The organism is Sphingomonas sp. PEI4 (assembly GCF_056679955.1).
Genome location: NZ_JBWXPI010000005.1, coordinates 66427 through 82771, shown reverse-complemented (window position 1 = coordinate 82771; position 16345 = coordinate 66427). Strand labels below are relative to the sequence as shown.

Here is a 16345-nt window from a genome sequence, read left to right as displayed (position 1 = left end):
CACGCCTCAACCATTGCTGCGTGGCTGGCACGAGATATACCGCTCGGGATTTGGGTTCAGGCAGTTTAGCTTTGACCATACAAGTCTTGCCTTGACCATCCTTCGTTACAATGGTTTCACGAGTTCTGGCCTTTTCCAGCCATGCTATGTTTCCCTGCCCCTTTCGGGGATCAAGCTCTTTCGAGCCAGAGTAAGACTGGTAGGCATAGGACATTTCCAGCTATCCTAATCTCATTTGAGATACTCAGTTACTCACGCTTTCACAGCGCACCAACGATTTCGTCGGCGTTGAAGACGACATAGGAACGCAGAAAGCGGATCATCTGGTCAGCGGTCGCCCCGAGCAGATTGGGCATTCCGGCCTTGCGAAAGGTCGACGCGTAGACGGAGAAAGACGGTCTCGCATCGCGGTTGATCTCGCCGCCCAGTTCGCGGGCCTGACGGGCGGTCATCCAGTAGCGGCTGCGATAGCCATAGGTGTCGGCGGTCGCCCAGAGCCACAGGGCGTTTATTCCGGTGTATGGAACGCCTTCATGGCGCAGTGGCCTTCCGCCCTCGGCGGTAACCGACCAGGAGCGCTGCCACGGCAGGGTCCCGGCTTCGAGCCGTGCGATGATGGCGGCGGTGATGTCGGCCGCAATGTCGCGGGTTGTAGCGGTCATGACGCTGTCCTCGTTAGCGGTGAGGAAAAGGCACTGCCGGTGCCGCGAAGTCGCGGGCCGGCAGTGAGGCTGCTCAGAATTGAACCGTCGTGCCGCTATTCGGCCGCGACGATCTCGTTCACATCGTCATCGTTCTGGTGATCGAGTTCGATCTGGGCGCTGCCGTTCGTCTCGACATCGTCCGTCCCGACATCGTCCGGGCCGTCACCGACCAAGGCGGCAAGATCGTCCTCGTCGGTGTCGTCGCTGTCCGCCTCGATCAGGTCCGCGAGATCGCCCTGCGCGCCGTCGTCTTCGCTCTCACCCACGACGACAGTGTCGCTGAAGCGCATCGCGGTCGGCACCCATTTCAGGGCAGCTTCCTTGACGTCGGTCTCGACGATCGCTTCGCCAGCGAAGAGCTTCTGGCAGGATGCCGAGATCTCGGTCTTCTTCTCGCTGGCGTGGCGGCTCGACAGCGCTGGGCCTCCGACCTCGTGAAGCAGCGAGATCAACGAACCCTTGGAAACCCGGTCGAAGAAGTTCTCCGATGTCGGACGCCACCAGCTGGCGACATCGACCTCGAGGATGCTGGCCAGGCGGCCGTGGAGCGGGTTTTGGCGATTGGAGCCGTAGGATTCCTTGGCTTCCAGCGACGTCGCGACGATGTACGCCAGCCATGCGCTCTTCACCTCGTCGCCGAGCGCGCGGAACGCCTCGAACCGCATGACCTTGTTGTCGGACTCGCCCCACGATTCATCGAGCCCGTCCCGTACCTCGGCGAGGTAGTCGCGCGCGCGCGATCCCGGCATGTTGGTCGACAGGATCGGATCCTGCGGCGCATGGGCGCTGATCGTCGTGCCGTCGTTCGACGAGGTGCCGCGCCGTGCATCCACCATGGCGAACAGCATGTAGTCCAGCGCGAGGCCGGGACTGGCGATCAACGACGCCGCCAGGACATCGCGACGCTGCATCGCGAGCTGGTCGCTCAGGACCTGGCTGAGTGCCTTGCCGCCCGGCGCTGCGTTATCGGGGTCTACCTCCTTGAGACTGCCCGTCGTCACCGGCGTCGCTGCGCCCTCCTCGATGCGGAAGGTCGGCTCCGCCCGGACCCGTTCCGAGCCCTCGCCCTCGCCGTCGGCAACCCCGTCGTCCGTCTCGTCGGTCTCCCCGTTATCACCTTCGACCGGTTCCGGCTCGACCACCGTCACGCGGATCGGCGTTTCGCTGTAATAGGTCTCATCCAGGACCATCGTACCGGTCTGCGACAGCGTCAGAAACGCGCCGACCCGCGACACGAGTTCAGCGGGCAGTACCGAGGGACGACGTTGCAGCGCTTCGAGTTCCTCGCCGAGCGCATCATGCTCTGCGTCGCAAGCGGTGAACGCTTCTTCGGTGAGCTCGTCGTTCTCCATCTCCTGCTGCAGTTCGCCCATGCGCTGCTCGATCTCGTCGACGCGCTGTGCCTCGGCGGGCGACATCGGCTGGACCGGCAGGGCGATGCGGTGAAGGCTACGGGCCGCATCCCAGGTGCTGTGGCTGGCGACAGGCCGGATCCACGCGAGACCGCGTTCTTCGCCGATACGCTTGGCTTCCGCTTCCATCATCGCGGCCGCGAGGGTCTGTGCGATCTCGGGGTTGGTCCAGCGCTCGCCGGCGTTGCTGAACAGGTCGCGGTCGACGACGCCGCCTGCCGCCTCGTAGGATTCGACGCCGACCAGGAGCGCGATCGGATCATTGGCCCGCATCGTGTCGTTGGCGATGACCCGGCGGATGGCGTCAGCGTTGTAGTGAACCATCGAGCTGTAGGTCTGCCAGACGCGCAACTGACGCTCGTGACTGCCGGTCGAGGCGTAGGCCTTGGCCATGTCGAGGGTCAGCTCGCCGTTCGCGAGAGCAGAGAAGATCGGCTCGGCAAGATCGGCGAGGCGGAGGCGACCGTCGATGAAGCGGCGGGTAACGCCAAATCGCTTGGCCACAGCGTCGATATCGGTGCTGCCGTTCAGGAAATGCTGAAAGGCGCGGCATTCCTCGGCCGGGCTGAGCTTCATGTGATGGAAGCTGACCGCGAGCGAGGTTTCGGTCAGTTCGGCATCGTCACCTTTCAGGACGCGCACCGGCACGTCATACTCGTCGGGATTGATGACGCCGCGAGCGACCAGCATGTTGAGCGCACGCCAGCGCCGGCCGCCATCGAACACCTCGAACGTCCCGCGTGGCCGAGAGACCGGCGTAACGAGCAGGTTCTGGAGGACGCCGCGGGCTTCGAGATCGGCTGCGAACGGCTCGATCTGCAGCGATTCATCGGGCGCGGTGCGGACGTTGCTGGCGGAGAGGCGGAGCTTCGAGAGTTTCACGGACTGGATCATGGGAAATCACCCTTCGTTTCTGAGCATCCGGAATCTTTTCCGAACACCCATTTCCTCCCCCCTTCCTCTCCTTGTCGCCTCGGCCCCCTGGGATGATCCGTGGCCTAGGGGTTGCTCAGGCCGCTTTCAGGACGCGGCCGAGGACCGTCTCGGCATCGGTTGCCGGCACGAAGATGCGGGTCCGGTAGGCAATGATTTCTGTGAAGCAGCCGAGCGATTTCAGCCAAGGCAACTGCGAGGCGGGTGCGTCCACGATCTCCACCCTCGGGTTGCCGTTCACGATCGAGCGCCGGAGCGTCATCGGGAAAGGCCGCACGACGTCGACACTGCGCCCTGAGAGAACGGAGCGTGCGATCGCGTCGACCGGCAGATCGTCGGTCTTTGCGATCCCGAGCTTGGTGTAAAGCTGGACGACGTGCTGGTCGAATACGAGACGCCCTAGCCACGAATTGCCATGGGCGTCCGCAATACGGTTCACCGCGAGATGGTCCGACGGCAGCGCCGACCAGATCGGCAGCAGCAGGCCGGTCGCCAGTCTGATCGTCTCGGTATCGACCTGACCCGACGCCTCGGTAACCTCCGCGATCCATTTGGCCTCGAAGGTCTCCCGGTCGACCACGTCCCACGCCGTTTCCAGCAGGTCGGCCTCGCGCAGATACTCACGCCGGCAGGGACGCTGCAGTTCGATGCGCGCGATTGGCTGGCCATCGTCGTCCATCCACGACCGTGCCCGGGTCCGGAGGGCGACGCGCCCCGACCGGGCGTTGACCACGAACGCGACGTCGTCCTGCCACTTGGCGAGGTCGAGGATACGTTCGAGCGAGATGGGATTCTTGCGGCGGGCGATCTCGATCGTGAGAAGGTGCGACGTCGCGCCCGACAGAGGATCGGTGCGCAGCAGCGTGTCGTCGAGGACCGTCGCGGTATCCGCGGTGATCGTCTCGACGCCGACATCGAGCGTGCCGGCTTCGCGGGCTGCGGCGACGCGGGTTTCGACCAGTGCCAGGAATTCATCGAAGATCAGGTTCTGAAGCCCGATCGGCAGGGCTAGCAGACGGTTAAGCCAGCGCTGGATGGGCGGCAGCTCTTCCTTCAGGACGCCGTCATCGTCGTGCAGCTCGAGGCCGGTGCGCGAGCAGAAGTCGTCCATCGTCGTGCTCGTCAGCTTGCCGCCATCGAGGAGGGCGAACCATGTCAGGAGTGCATCCTTGGCATACTCGCTTTCGAGATTGTCAGCCGGATCGAACAGGTTTTGCCCGCCGGTCTGCCGCTGGCCGCGCGTGAGGGCGCCAAGGCTGTCGAGGCGCCGCGCGATCGTCGAGGTGAAGCGCAGCTCGCCCTTGCAGTCGGTAGTTACCGGCCGGAACAGCGGTGTCGTCGCCTGATGGGTACGGTGCGTGCGACCAAGCCCCTGGATCGCGCGATCGGCACGCCAGCCGGGTTCGAGCAGGAAGTGGGCGCGCTGCTGCTGGTTCTTCGCGTCGAGGCTGGCATGGTACGAGCGCCCAGTGCCGCCAGCGTCTGAGAAGACCAGCACCCGCTTGGTGCCGGCCATGAACGCCGCGGCCTCAACCTGGGAGGACCGCCCCGAGCGGGTCTCGATCTTCTGGCGACCGTCCGACGTCGGTACCAGACGCCGCGACCGCCCCGTCACCTCGGCCACCATGTCGGTGCCGAAATGCTCGATCAGCGCGTCGAGTGCGGCTTTGATCGGAGGCAGTGCACAGATGTGCTCGAGCATCTGGTCGCGGGCCGCGAGCGCGTCGGGGTTATGGACCGGGTTGCCGAACTCATCGCTCATCGGCGCCGAGCGCGCGGTACCGGTGTCGTCGGTATAGGTCTGCATCTGCCGCGTCGGGAACGCCCGCATCAGATAATCGGCAATATACTCGGTCGGTGACAAATCTATCGTAGGATCCGCACGCTCGTCGGCCGACATCTGGGCCAGGCGTCGATCAAGGATCGCCTCGGCGGTCGTGACCAGCTGCAGCACCACCGACTGGTCAGCCTTCAGATGCTGTTCGACCGCGGCGATGACCGTCGGCAGCTTCATCGAGAGCAGGACCTGCCCGAAAAAGCGCTGCTTCGTCGATTCCAGCCGCGACCGTGCCGAAGCCTTGGCACCGCTGTTGAGCGTCGTCTTTTCGAACCCGTCGACGACGCCGGTCAGCTCCAGCGCCTCTTCCATATTCTGGTGAATGACGCTCCAGGCCTTGGCATAGGTGTCGTAGATCTCGATCTGCGCTGGCGTCAGTGCGTGCCGCAGCACGTCGTATTCGACGCCGGCGAAGCTCAGCGCGCGCGAGGTGTAGAGACCAAGCGCCTTCAGGTCGCGGGCCACCAGTTCCATTGCCGCGATCCCGCCTTTGCGGATTTCGGCGATGAACGCCTCACGGTCTGCGAACGCGGTGTCAGGTCCCCACAGGCCAAGCCGCACCGCGTAGGCGAGGTTGTTCACATCGGATGCGCCGGTTGCCGAGGCGTAGAGGACCCGGGCGCCGGGCAGGTTGTTCTGCAGCAGTACGCCGCAGATCCCCTGCTGGGAGCCTTCCTTCTTGCCCATCGCACCTTCGCCACCGGCGACGCCGCCCATTTCGTGCGCCTCGTCGAAGGCAATTACCCCGTCGAAGTCGGAGCCGGCCCAATCGAGGATCTGCTGCAGGCGGCTATGATCGGTACGCATCGAGCGCAGCGTTGGGTAGGTGACGAAGAGCACGCCGTCGTCCAGTTTGATTGGCTGGTCGATCTTCCAGTTGGAGACCGGCTGTACGTCGCCCGACATACCACCGAGCGCCGTCCAGTCGCGACGCGCGTCTTCGAGCAGCGGTTCGTTCTTCGACACCCAGATATGCCGGCGACGACCCTGTAGCCAATTATCGAGGATGCACGCCGCAACCTGCCGGCCCTTGCCCGCCCCAGTGCCATCGCCCAGAAAGAATCCTTTCCGGTAACGACTGCCCTCGGGATCGATGGTGAGCCCGACGCCCTCCTTGGCAGGCTTGAACGACCCGGGGAGCAACTGACCCCAGGCATGGCCCGCATAGACCACGGTCTCGAGCTGCGATGAGGACAGCATCCGCTCCGTCACCGTGCGCTCCGGAAGGTGGGCAATGTGCGTCGGAATGGGTGCGGGTATCGAACCCATCGCCACTGATTCCACGAGCGCGGTCGGGTGGTCGCCGGCGATGTCGAACACGATCCGGCTTGGCCGGTAGGGCAGATAGCAACCGACCTGGTCGGCCAGCGGTGCGGCCGTCGCCAGGGTTTTGTAGCTGACCGGCAGTACGTTGTTGCGCACCGGTGCATGATAGGTGCGTGCAACGGTAGCCTGAGCCTTGCGGGCCGCGCCGAACAGGCTGGGTTTGACCACCGGCAGCGCCGCTATCGGGGTATCAGCCACCAGCGACGCCCGCGGCGGGATGGTCACGGCGTCGAGGAAATCCGCTACCGAACTGCGCTGAATGACAGTGTGCGAGGTGCCGCCTGCCACCTTGTCGATGACGTAAAGTCGTACCGCAATATCGGTGCCGTGCTTGCGGTAGCAATGCTCAAGCCGCAGCGAGGTGCGAACCGTGCAGCCGGTCAGCACCGCCTCATAGGCCGCTCTTAGCCGTGCGCTGGGCGCGAACCAGTCGGGCATGATCGCAACCACCCGGCCGCCCTTTGCGACCCGCCGGATCGCTGCCTGGAGATGGCGAAGTGCAGCAAGATCGTCGGCGCCGCGACCGACGCTGCGCGAAAAGGGCGGATTCATTACCACTACGGTCGGCTTCGGCAGTCGCGCGTGCAGACTGACCAGCGCCGCGCCGTCGTGACCGGTGACGATCGCGTCCGGGAAAATGCCGGCGAGGCGGTCGCGGCGTTTCGTGTCGATTTCGTTCAGCTGGAGGCTGGCGCACGCCGGTGCCTGAACGATCAGCAAGCCGTTACCGGCGCTGGGTTCGAGGAGGATGTCGTTTGGACCGATCGCGGCCATCAGAATGGCGATCGCGGCGATATCGACCGGCGTCGAGAATTGCTGAAGGTCGATCTGCTCTTCGCTGCGGACCGTTTGGGTGGGCAGCATCGCCATAATCGCCGACGCCTGTGCCACGTCAGCCATGCCGTTGAGTTGGTACGGCCGTGACGCGAGATGGAGCGCAATGCCGTGTTCGAGCATCTCGAAGCTGTCGCGCTGCGTCCAATGACCGTCGGCGTCCGAGCCGCCGAATGTCGCGGTCATCGCCTCGTTCAGATCGCGGCGGACGACTTGGGTGCCCGATGCCAGCAACTCGGCAATGCGTGCCGCTGCACTGTGATCGGTGACGGGCGGAAGATCGAGCAAATCGAACATGGCAGGTTCCCTCGGGTTACGCTGCCAATCCGACAGCTCACCGCCTTCCTCCCTCTCCCCTCTCTGCCGCTTCGAGAGCCCCGGCCCAGTCCTTGTAGCCCACCGGGTAATCGACCTGGATGACACGACTGTCGGATGCGAAGCGGGCAATGCTTCGCGCGACCGCACGGCGTCCGGGGAGATCATTATCGCCCGCGAGGATCAGCTTTGTGACGCTGTCAGGGATCGTCACGAGATCTAGCCGGCGCGAGCCGAGCGTTGCCCAGCACGGTAGACCGCGGATCCGGGACCAGGCCCGCGCCGTCTCGAATCCTTCGGCCAGGCCTATGGTCGCACTAAGGCCACCGCCCCGCCATGCACCGGTACCAAGCGTGCCGAGCGTCGCCTTCTGGGAATAGCCTCCATCGGGCTTCAGGAAGATGCGTTGAAAGGCGACCAGGCGTTGCGCTTCACGGACCCCGACCAGCAGTGCCGGCTCGAAGACAGTCATGGGTTTGGGGCCTAGCGGACAGCGCGGATGGAAGCGGACGTCGGTTGGCACCGGCAACAGCCCCCTCGAGGCAAGGTAGCGCTCGGCCAGGTTACCGGAGACACTGACGGCCTCGTTCCACAGCCGGTCGATGTTGGCCGTACCCTTTGCCTGGGCCGGAACCGGCGGTTCATATCGGCGCCCGACTGGTATCCGGTCCAGCTCACGCAGGATGTCGCCAGCGTCGCACCCGGCAAAGCAGGTCACCAGCAGGCCGCGGTCACCCTGCCTGATCGAGAGGCTTGGTGTACCGTCGGTATGCGCGGGGCACCGACACATCGCGCTGTTCCCGTGCCAGGTGCCGCCAAGCGCGCCGACCAGATCGACGAGGTGCTGGGATGGTCGATTGGCGATGATAGCCATATCCGATACCCTTTAGCGCACACCGGCAGGGACGCCGGCGATCGCGTAGAAGGTCTTGTCACGATTGAAGTAGTTGGCGATCTCCTCAACAGCCGCTTCCGGGTCAGATGGCAGATCACGTCCTGTCTTCTTCGTCACATAGTCGGCCAAAGCCTTTTTGGCGGACATCTCGCTCGGATGGAAATCCAGGACGTCCTTGGCGCCGTGATCCCTTATGAAAAGGACGTACTTGGTCATGGCTACAGGCCTCGTGCTGAGGGCTGCCGTTACCGGCCGCCCTGGAATGGAAGGGTTAAGGCCGCTTTCCGCGACCCATTTCTTACCCTCCCTCTCCACTCCATTTTTTTGACGGACCAAGTGGCGCACCGTCTCATTTACCAGCTGCTAAAATCTCGCCGCTAAGCTGCTGTTGGAACTAGAATCATTCTGCGCAGGTTTGTCGACTGCGCCCTTTTTCATTCGAGGTGTCGATGAACCAGTTTTCTGAAGGCGAGATTGCCAACTGGATCGCCATTTATCTGGCAGCAGCTATGTGCTGCGCAATCGCCATGGCCATGTCAGTGTCCGTAACGGTCCATGGTTTGTACCGGGACAAGGCCTGGGAGGATGTTCGAAGTGTTCGTGGCGCCGTACTTTTCCTGCCAAAGGCATGGTGGCGCTGGCAGAAGCTGTATCTACTTTCGACACCGGTAACGCTTGGAATCGTTAGCTATTTCGCTGCAACGATGACTTGGAGCTGATCGCTCATATGTCCAGGACCCGAAGCAGTTTGGTCGACGCAGAATTCTGATCCATTTCGGACCTATCGAGCGTCACAAGATCCCCCAGGACCGCCATGCGAGGGTGCGTCACTGCCTTGGCAGCTTCGTACTCGTCGCTGTCAAACCCCATCGCCTCCACCACCACCGTCCGCAATTCCCCCGTCATGCGCGACCTCGCCTCCAGGATGAAGTCCGGCCGGCAAGGGCCTTTCGGTGTCATTGAATCGAAGAGTGGCTTGCTGATGGCCATGTCGACACCCCGGGCGTGCAACATGCGCTGGGTATCAAGGATCGCGCGTAGCGCCTTGCGCTCGAAGTCGGATTCCACGGGCACGAACATACGGCCATTGTAGATCGGCTGGGCATAGGCGCGCAGCGGTGCATAGCCCCGCGCCTCGGGATATTCGCCAGCGACGACAAGGACGATGTACGGTCCGGTGATGTGGTTACCCCGGATCGAGGGCGACTGGACGCGCGTCGCGATTGTGACCGGTTCACCGTCAGGCACGTGGATCTCATTGCCTTTGATCGCCTTGGCATAGAGCGCGACGAAACCTTGCGGAGCGTGTGTCTTGGGCCATTTCGCCGCCAGTGAGCGTAGCGTGCCATAGACCGTGTTCGTCTCGAGGGGACGCGCGTGTGTCCAGAATGCCCTGGCGAGTTCGACGCCCGGCGCTATCTCGATCTTGGCGGCCGCACGTCCGAGCGCTGCGAACTCTTCCCTGATTGACCATTCATATCCCATCCCCAATGGGGCGATCGTGTTACAACCGGCGCTTTCGAGAAGGCGCCAGAGGAGCCGCGCGAGCCGCGGGGTCGAGGCGTTGCGGGTCCGATCGTCTAGACTGTCGTCCTCAGGTCGCTGTGCGAGTTTCTCCGGCGCTGGGCGCAAGACCTCGAAAAAGCCTGAAGGTGGATCGGTCGGGGTGTTGTGGGACCTGACTTCCGTAATGCGGTTGGTGGCCTGGTCGCGGAAGAAGGGGCAATCAGTGCGGTGCTCCGGCCGCTTGGTGCTGGTCAACCGGCGCAAATAGTAGGTTTCGGCCTCGGAGAGATATGCCGGCGTCAGAATAGGCGGCGCCTTACCCGGTCCCAGGCAGCCGCAGGCGATCCAGCGGTGCCCGATCCGGGCATTCTGGACGAGCGTCACGCCAGCCTGTTCGTCGTGGAACGAGCCGTCGCCGACATACCAACGCACTAGCGCCTCATGCAGGGGTGCCGGCAGCGGGATCCGATCCCGGCTGTTTCCGTCGGTATCGCGGTGGATCAACCACATGTTCGTGTGACCTTCAGACGCTGATTTCGATCATTTTCGGCAGCTCTGGTGATCTTGACAAGCACAAACCGCTTGATCTCAACTCCTAAATATCAAGGCTATTGGGGGTTTTCCGTGCGTTATCCACTCGCTGCTGCTGGCCTTTGCGCCGCTCTGATCGTCGGTTCGCAAGCCGGTGCCGCACCAAAGGGGGCAGCATTCCGGAAGGTTCAGCTAATCTCGATGACGCGGAGCCTACCGATCCCGGACCCGACTTTGCCCGACATCTCAATGGCAGCGGTAGAAGCCGAGGCATCACCGTTGCCTGACGCCTTTCAGGTCCATGATCTAAGTCGCCGTTACGTCCAATTCCGCATGCAGCAGGAGATGGCCGCAGCGGCGGTAGCCCCGGTGGGTGCTCCTATTATAGGTCGCGAACCCGCGAGTGTTGCGGCGTTTTCGTCGATCCAGGTTCCCGGCTGGCTTCGCGGCGGGATTGCCACCCAGCCTGTTTCATTCAAGCCAGGCTGCGCACCGCTAGCTTACCGCCCGTCAGGGTTTCTCGCGCATAGCGCGGAAACTCGCCGTGCTGCTTACTACGGGATGATGAGCGCAGTGGCCTGCGAGCACGGGATCCCTACCGGTTTGTTCGATGCGATGATTATCCGCGAAAGCGGGTACAACCCGATCGCGACATCGACAGCGAATGCCTATGGCCTCGCGCAATTAATGCCGGGGACGGCGGTTGGTCTCGGTGTCGATCGATATGATCCGCTACAGAACATGCGTGGCGGTGCCCGTTATCTCCGCCAGCAGCTCGACCGGTTCGGGCAGGTACACCTCGCTCTCGCGGCTTACAATGCAGGGCCGGGTCGAGTGCGCGGTGGCTTAGTTCCTCGTATAACCGAGACACAGGCATATGTGACGAATATCATCGCCAACTGGTCCCGTCTGACCTCCCCGGCAGGGTCGCCTGCAACGATCTCGACGCTGCCTCATGATTACAGGAGGATCGCTGCGTTGACCCAGTTCTGACTCGGGCGTTTCCGCCGTGACCAACGCTTATGAAGCAGACAACAGAAACCGCATGCTCCAGCCGGGAGCATTGTGGCGGCGTTAGCCGACACTCCTGCGTTCTATTTTGAGGTTTGCCGCTTTTTTAAATGTCAGCGTTGAACCGTCATCCCCGATAATTCGTCGTTGGCCGGTGTAGGCCAACTCATTTTGCCCTTATTAAATAGAATCTCTTAGCGGTTCCGAACGGTTTTGAGCCTCGCGCTCTGCGCGGTCGACACCGGCTCCGAGCAAGGCCAAGATCTTACCGAGCGGTCCACTGACTGTGGCCTCAGCCAGCTCCTTGCAAGACAGCGACGCAAGCATGCCCTTGGTGATGCCGACCTGCTCGATTTGATGCTGCTCTGTATCTACCGGGAGAGGCGCCGGTCGCATCCAACGGGGCAGGAACGCCAGCACGCGCGATGGGAGAAGAGGCCGATAGGCATTGGACGTCTGCTCGTAGCGGGGGCCTGCTCCTTGTCCGGCAACGCGCTTGAAACGGCGCTGCCGCACGATGAAGCCGATGTTCTCCAATATCGTGAGCGCACGAGTGATCGTTGCGCGTCCGAGGTTCGTTGCCTCGGCAAGATACTCGTAGCTTGGAAAGACGCGCCCTTTGTTCAGGCGAGCAAGCGTCAGGATTTCCTCGAAGACTCGCACCGCGCTTGCCGTAAGCGTCGCCAGTGCGCGCTCCGCAACACTCAGCGTTCTCTCCCCCCGCCGCGAAATGCGGCGTAGCCCACGGGCTGCGTCGAGCCCCTTACGTGCTGCTCGCAGCATGCCATCGGTCTCACCCTTCGCGGGAATAGCGAAAAAGCTTTCCTCGAACGTACCTGCTTCGACGCTGTTTCGCAGAACCGGTGCGCCGGTGCGACGCACGGCTCCTGACCGTGCAGGCCTGGACCTGACGGGCATGCCGGAGAGCGCCGTGACGAGCGCTCCTCCGAGTGTAATAGCTTCCATTGCCTTCCTCCTTGTTGGAGGCCGGATCAGACAAAGCGATAGCGTGGCGCGAAACGCGCATCCTTGATTCCGCTGTCGAGTGGGGCTATGTCTGGCTTTGAAGAGAGCCGTTGGCGTTTGGCGACGCTGACATAACCGGTTCGGGTTTGCTCCCGACCACCGACTTGGGGATGCCCGGCCTCGTGCCGGGCTTCTCTTTATTTGGTCACAGCCAAAAACTCCTGCTTCAGAAACATGTCGTCGTCGATTCGCTCGAGGATCGCATTCAGGGTCGCCTCGCGAGAGGTCAGCCCCATGCGATCGCGCACGCTATCGAGAACGGTGATCGAGACAGGCGCCAGCCAAAAGCTGTTACGAATCCACCCTTCGCCGCGTCGGCTATTTGCCTTGCGACGAGCAAACGCTGCCTTTGGATTGGTGGATTCCGACTCTGTCATAACCATCGGTTAACGGACATATTCTCCAGGCGCAATCTAGCGCTCGATTTTCGTGCGATCATTCGCCGACCTGGGGTGTCGATCTACGCCGCAACGCAAAGCGGCCACCCGACAGCTCCGAGTGGCCGCAACAATTCGCGATGGGTATCTTATTCCTCGCCAAATCCTCCAAAGCGCCTCGAACGACGCTTAGCGATCTTTTGGTATTCAACTTCTACAGCCTTTACCATTAACTCTCGTGCAGCTTGACCATGTTCAGGCCTTACATCGTCAAAACCAAGACCGTCTACATGTTCTACGACGGTTATTATCTCTTCTGACAGACCATCGACTATGCTGCAGACCATAGAGATAACTTTGAGTAGGTCATGAAAGCCAACGTCAGCATTTTTCTGCAGTATCTCTTTTGCAAAAAATGCTTCGATCGGATTGATGCTCAATATCTCGAGGATTCCCGCGATCTCCGGGACCTTGAGGCGAACACGCTTCTCGGCTTCACGGTGTAGTCCATCGTGGAGCCGGCTACGTCCGATATTCGCCAAGGATGCCAATTCTCTGACGCTTAGTCCCCTCAGGTCCATCCGCGCCAGAATGTAATCTTCTATCTCAAACCCCGGAATAGCCCTCTGCGGCTCTTCCGCCCAACTTCGCGTCGCGTCGCCCATCGCCCTTCTCCCGGCTGATAGGTCATGGGTAGGCGCAGCTAATCGTGGAAATCAACCGAAAGTTAATCGAAACTTAATGCTAATCGACGTTACCGTCTAAGCGGTATGACGTTTGGGTTCTTTTTCTTCAATGAAACCCGATAGCTCTCAGCTTCCGATGCAGTCATTCCTAATTTGGTCAAGACCTCGGTGGCGTTGCGCTCAACAACGAGATCGAACATCAGTAGCGACAGGGCATCTGGCAATAGGACGGCTCGTCCAAGTGCCTCGGCAAGAGCGGCTGTGGCCATCTCAATCGATGCGGCACTGGTTTCGAGAATCGTGAACTCTATTTCCACCTCGCCTTTGGTGGGAATGATGCGCAAGTGGTTTCGCATGTCCTCGGCATCGTAGCTATCAACCAACTCCGCAGCCCGTACTGCACGTTGGTCGAAGACTGCGCCGAGAGAACAATACGTCTGATTCTTGTTCGAGAGAAGCCGTATGCTTTCCGTGGTCAGCCGAAAGTAGTGGTTTGACACGGATATTTGGTACGCCTTTTCAGCCGTCACGATAATTAACCTTCGAAACTGAGTCCATCTCGATCGCCAGCCTAACCCTATTAGTTGTAAAAGGGCTAGCCTGTATCCCGGAAGGCGACGGCTAAACCAGTTACGTCCACGATGCCAAATAGGATGCCCGGATTTCTCGGGCAGCCGCCCGGGATTTCCGGGCAGGTGCCCGGGATTCCCGGGCAGGTGCCCTGAATATCCGGGCAAAATGATTCGGAGGAGGCACAATGTAGCCTAAAAGTTAAAAAATCTTCAGCCGCGAGATGGTTCCGACGAATCGTGATTGCAGCGTCAGATTTCTATCGGTCAGTCTCTCATTGGGCGCGCTGAAATGCGCTCGATCGAAGGAGACTCCTTATCATGAAGACCATGCTCAAGATCGGCCGTCGCGCCGAGACGACCGCCCTGGCGGTCATCGGTGCGGCAGCAGCAGCCGCTGTTCTCGCTTCGCCGGCATTCGCTGGTGCGGACGCTACGTTCAACACGGCACTCAATGCCTTCACCGGCTTCCTCGAAGGCTCGGGCGGCAAGATCATCACCGTCCTGTCGCTGGCTGGCGGCGTCGTCGGTCTGGCCTCGGGCCGCTTCTCGCTCGGCCAGGTCGCGATCCCGGTCGGTGTGGGCGTCGGTGCAGGCACCGGTATCCCCATCGTCACCTCGACCGTCACCGCCACCATCTGACCCGACCCGGTGCCGGCGTTGATAGCAGCTTCGCCGGCATCGTCTTTGAAGGTGGCGTGATGTCAGCCGATAAGTACGTGATCCCATCGCACCTCGACGATCCTGAGCTGATCGGGTTCTGGACGCTCGACGAGTTCCTCGCGATGGTCATCCCCTTCACTTGGGGGATCCTGTCCCAACACATCGTCATCGGGATCGGCTTGGCCATCCTGGGATGGTGGAGCCTCCGAAAAGCTAAGGCGGGGCGGGCTACTTCGTGGCTGATCCATCTGGCGTATTGGCATCTGCCAGGCGGCTTCCCGTCGCTTCGCGCCACGCCACCTTCCTACCTCCGACTGATGGTGGGCTGACATGGATTTTTCCTACCAGCACGCGCAAAGCCAGCGCGTCCTTCGCCAGCGCAATCTCCTTGGCATAGCCGCACTGGTTCTTGCCGGATTCGTCGCGCTCCTGCTCCTTATGTCGGCGACACGTAGCCGCGAAATCGTGCTCCAGCCGGTTCTTGGCTCGCCGGTCACGCTGTCCACAACTGGCGTCTCTCGCGAATATCTCGAGCTTATCACCCGCGATACTGCCGTGCTCACGCTCAACCGCACGCCGAGTAGCCTCGACTATTGGATGAAGTCCGTCCTCGCGATCGTCTCGCCCAAGTCGCAGGGCAAGATCAAAGCCGACCTCCTCAAGATCGTCGACGAACAGCGCGGCTCCAGCATGTCGCAGTATTTCACGCTCGAAGGCATGGAGATCGACCCCAAGGCGCTACAGTCCACGGTGTCGGGCAAGCTCAACACGGTCATTGGCCAGAAGATCGTGTCATCCGAGCAGCGGACCTTTGTCTACGACTGGGAATATGCCGGCATGACCCTGAAGCTCGTCGGCTTCAGCATGGTCCAACCCAAGACCCGTCCGGGAGCTGTGATGTGACCGCAATCTACGCCCTTGGCAGCGCCGCTCTCGGCACTGCCCTCTCCAGTCGCACCTTTTGCTGGCTGAGCCGCATCGCTGGCGCGGCCCTCATTGCCGTCGCGATCTTCGTCTTTGCGGCCCCCGCCTTCGCGGCTGGCGACCAGACGCTGATGGCCGACGACGGCGCGCAGGTGTCCTGTAACGCCTCTGCCAAGGATCTCACCCGCATCAGCCTCGTCGGCGACGAGTTCGCCGGTGTGTCCAAGATAAACACGGGCAACCCCTCGGACGACTTTTCGGTCGTCAACGAGCCGGTCCGCGGCGACATCTACCTTTCGGTGCCGGAGGGCTTCGGTCGCCAGCTCCTGTCGTTCTTTGGCACCAGCAAGCGCGGCTACGTCTACAAGTTCCAGTGCCGGATCAGCGGCGACCAGGCGGTGCAGGTGTTCGTCTCGAACCCCGCGATCGCCAAGGCCGACGCCGCTGAAGCCGGTACCAGCACCAAGGTTGCACAGACCTCCTCGCCGGAAGAGGCCGCAGTGACTTTGGTGCAGGCAATGTACGCCAACAAGACGGTCGACGGCTTCGAGATGCGTCAGCGCTCGCTGAAACCCGTCTATGTCGGCGACCTCAAGGTTCAGATGATCGCTGAATATCGCGGCGACGCCCTCACCGGCCGCGTCCTGCGGATCGAAAACAAGGGCACCAAGGAGACCGTGCTGACCGAAGCCAGCGTGGCGCCATCGAGCGCACTCGCGGTGTCGATCGCCGAACCCAAGCTCGCGCCGGGTCGGGTCACGACCGCTTACCTCGTCTCGCGGAACGGAAACTAAGC

Annotated in this window: 16 protein-coding genes; 6 read left to right on the top strand and 10 right to left on the bottom strand. The window is 61.9% G+C overall.

The window, feature by feature from the left end; translation table 11 throughout:
• Positions 1 to 260 precede the first annotated feature (260 nt).
• From AC1MLZ_RS23625 to AC1MLZ_RS23605, 5 genes are all read right to left on the bottom strand, one after another.
• Positions 261 to 662 (bottom strand): ArdC-like ssDNA-binding domain-containing protein, encoded by a 402-nt coding sequence (locus AC1MLZ_RS23625; RefSeq protein ID WP_480962283.1) that lies wholly within the window; start codon positions 660 to 662, stop codon positions 261 to 263.
• A gap of 95 nt (positions 663 to 757) precedes the next feature.
• Positions 758 to 3010, bottom strand: a complete 2253-nt coding sequence (locus AC1MLZ_RS23620; RefSeq protein WP_480962282.1) for a ParB/RepB/Spo0J family partition protein — start codon at positions 3008 to 3010, stop codon at positions 758 to 760.
• A 115-nt stretch (positions 3011 to 3125) separates the two neighbouring features.
• A complete protein-coding gene (locus tag AC1MLZ_RS23615; protein WP_480962281.1) occupies positions 3126 to 7343 on the bottom strand; it encodes a strawberry notch-like NTP hydrolase domain-containing protein in 4218 nt (1405 codons plus the stop codon).
• A 37-nt stretch (positions 7344 to 7380) separates the two neighbouring features.
• On the bottom strand, positions 7381 to 8235 hold the full coding sequence (locus AC1MLZ_RS23610; RefSeq protein ID WP_480962280.1) for a DUF7146 domain-containing protein: 855 nt from the start codon (positions 8233 to 8235) through the stop codon (positions 7381 to 7383).
• A gap of 12 nt (positions 8236 to 8247) precedes the next feature.
• Entirely contained in the window at positions 8248 to 8472 is a 225-nt protein-coding gene (locus tag AC1MLZ_RS23605; protein WP_480962279.1) for a hypothetical protein, read from the bottom strand.
• Positions 8473 to 8705: 233 nt separating this feature from the next.
• Here AC1MLZ_RS23605 and AC1MLZ_RS23600 point away from each other — a divergent pair, with 233 nt between their 5' ends.
• A complete protein-coding gene (locus AC1MLZ_RS23600) occupies positions 8706 to 8975 on the top strand; it encodes a hypothetical protein (protein ID WP_480962278.1) in 270 nt (89 codons plus the stop codon).
• A 4-nt stretch (positions 8976 to 8979) separates the two neighbouring features.
• On the opposite strand, the gene AC1MLZ_RS23595 is transcribed toward AC1MLZ_RS23600, so the two are convergent.
• Positions 8980 to 10272 carry a hypothetical protein gene (locus tag AC1MLZ_RS23595; protein ID WP_480962277.1) on the bottom strand — a complete coding sequence of 431 codons (1293 nt, stop codon included), beginning with the start codon at positions 10270 to 10272 and terminating at the stop codon, positions 8980 to 8982.
• Positions 10273 to 10527: 255 nt separating this feature from the next.
• Here AC1MLZ_RS23595 and AC1MLZ_RS23590 point away from each other — a divergent pair, with 255 nt between their 5' ends.
• The gene (locus AC1MLZ_RS23590; RefSeq protein ID WP_480962276.1) at positions 10528 to 11286 is read left to right on the top strand and encodes a lytic transglycosylase domain-containing protein; all 759 of its coding nucleotides are present in this window, start codon (positions 10528 to 10530) and stop codon (positions 11284 to 11286) included.
• A 198-nt stretch (positions 11287 to 11484) separates the two neighbouring features.
• Here AC1MLZ_RS23590 and AC1MLZ_RS23585 read toward each other — a convergent pair whose 3' ends face one another.
• The 4 genes from AC1MLZ_RS23585 to AC1MLZ_RS23570 form a co-directional block, all read right to left on the bottom strand.
• A complete protein-coding gene (locus tag AC1MLZ_RS23585; RefSeq protein ID WP_480962275.1) occupies positions 11485 to 12186 on the bottom strand; it encodes a helix-turn-helix domain-containing protein in 702 nt (233 codons plus the stop codon).
• 281 nt (positions 12187 to 12467) lie between these two features.
• The gene (locus tag AC1MLZ_RS23580) at positions 12468 to 12707 is read right to left on the bottom strand and encodes a hypothetical protein (protein WP_480962274.1); all 240 of its coding nucleotides are present in this window, start codon (positions 12705 to 12707) and stop codon (positions 12468 to 12470) included.
• 149 nt (positions 12708 to 12856) lie between these two features.
• Positions 12857 to 13372 (bottom strand): hypothetical protein, encoded by a 516-nt coding sequence (locus AC1MLZ_RS23575; protein WP_480962273.1) that lies wholly within the window; start codon positions 13370 to 13372, stop codon positions 12857 to 12859.
• An 89-nt stretch (positions 13373 to 13461) separates the two neighbouring features.
• Positions 13462 to 13923 carry a hypothetical protein gene (locus AC1MLZ_RS23570; protein WP_480962272.1) on the bottom strand — a complete coding sequence of 154 codons (462 nt, stop codon included), beginning with the start codon at positions 13921 to 13923 and terminating at the stop codon, positions 13462 to 13464.
• Positions 13924 to 14283: 360 nt separating this feature from the next.
• Here AC1MLZ_RS23570 and AC1MLZ_RS23565 point away from each other — a divergent pair, with 360 nt between their 5' ends.
• Genes AC1MLZ_RS23565 through AC1MLZ_RS23550 form a run of 4 tightly spaced genes read left to right on the top strand, consistent with a single transcriptional unit; the run spans position 14284 to position 16343 of the window.
• Entirely contained in the window at positions 14284 to 14604 is a 321-nt protein-coding gene (locus AC1MLZ_RS23565) for a TrbC/VirB2 family protein (RefSeq protein WP_480962271.1), read from the top strand.
• 59 nt (positions 14605 to 14663) lie between these two features.
• Entirely contained in the window at positions 14664 to 14954 is a 291-nt protein-coding gene (traL, locus tag AC1MLZ_RS23560; protein WP_480962270.1) for a type IV conjugative transfer system protein TraL, read from the top strand.
• A 1-nt stretch (position 14955) separates the two neighbouring features.
• Positions 14956 to 15528 carry a type IV conjugative transfer system protein TraE gene (locus AC1MLZ_RS23555; RefSeq protein WP_480962269.1) on the top strand — a complete coding sequence of 191 codons (573 nt, stop codon included), beginning with the start codon at positions 14956 to 14958 and terminating at the stop codon, positions 15526 to 15528.
• Positions 15525 to 16343: a type-F conjugative transfer system secretin TraK gene (locus AC1MLZ_RS23550; protein ID WP_480962268.1), complete on the top strand. Its 819-nt coding sequence runs from the start codon at positions 15525 to 15527 to the stop codon at positions 16341 to 16343. The genes AC1MLZ_RS23555 and AC1MLZ_RS23550 overlap by 4 nt, the downstream gene beginning before the upstream one ends.
• Positions 16344 to 16345 lie beyond the last annotated feature (2 nt).

Excerpts from the sequence above, each read along its gene's own strand:
- AC1MLZ_RS23625 (WP_480962283.1), bottom strand. The coding sequence starts at position 662 with ATGACCGCTACAACCCGCGACATTGCGGCCGACATCACCGCCGCCATC.
- AC1MLZ_RS23620 (WP_480962282.1), bottom strand. The coding sequence starts at position 3,010 with ATGATCCAGTCCGTGAAACTCTCGAAGCTCCGCCTCTCCGCCAGCAAC.
- AC1MLZ_RS23615 (WP_480962281.1), bottom strand. The coding sequence starts at position 7,343 with ATGTTCGATTTGCTCGATCTTCCGCCCGTCACCGATCACAGTGCAGCG.
- AC1MLZ_RS23610 (WP_480962280.1), bottom strand. The coding sequence starts at position 8,235 with ATGGCTATCATCGCCAATCGACCATCCCAGCACCTCGTCGATCTGGTC.
- AC1MLZ_RS23605 (WP_480962279.1), bottom strand. The coding sequence starts at position 8,472 with ATGACCAAGTACGTCCTTTTCATAAGGGATCACGGCGCCAAGGACGTC.
- AC1MLZ_RS23600 (WP_480962278.1), top strand. The coding sequence starts at position 8,706 with ATGAACCAGTTTTCTGAAGGCGAGATTGCCAACTGGATCGCCATTTAT.
- AC1MLZ_RS23595 (WP_480962277.1), bottom strand. The coding sequence starts at position 10,272 with ATGTGGTTGATCCACCGCGATACCGACGGAAACAGCCGGGATCGGATC.
- AC1MLZ_RS23580 (WP_480962274.1), bottom strand. The coding sequence starts at position 12,707 with ATGACAGAGTCGGAATCCACCAATCCAAAGGCAGCGTTTGCTCGTCGC.
- AC1MLZ_RS23575 (WP_480962273.1), bottom strand. The coding sequence starts at position 13,372 with ATGGGCGACGCGACGCGAAGTTGGGCGGAAGAGCCGCAGAGGGCTATT.
- AC1MLZ_RS23565 (WP_480962271.1), top strand. The coding sequence starts at position 14,284 with ATGAAGACCATGCTCAAGATCGGCCGTCGCGCCGAGACGACCGCCCTG.
- traL (WP_480962270.1), top strand. The coding sequence starts at position 14,664 with ATGTCAGCCGATAAGTACGTGATCCCATCGCACCTCGACGATCCTGAG.
- AC1MLZ_RS23555 (WP_480962269.1), top strand. The coding sequence starts at position 14,956 with ATGGATTTTTCCTACCAGCACGCGCAAAGCCAGCGCGTCCTTCGCCAG.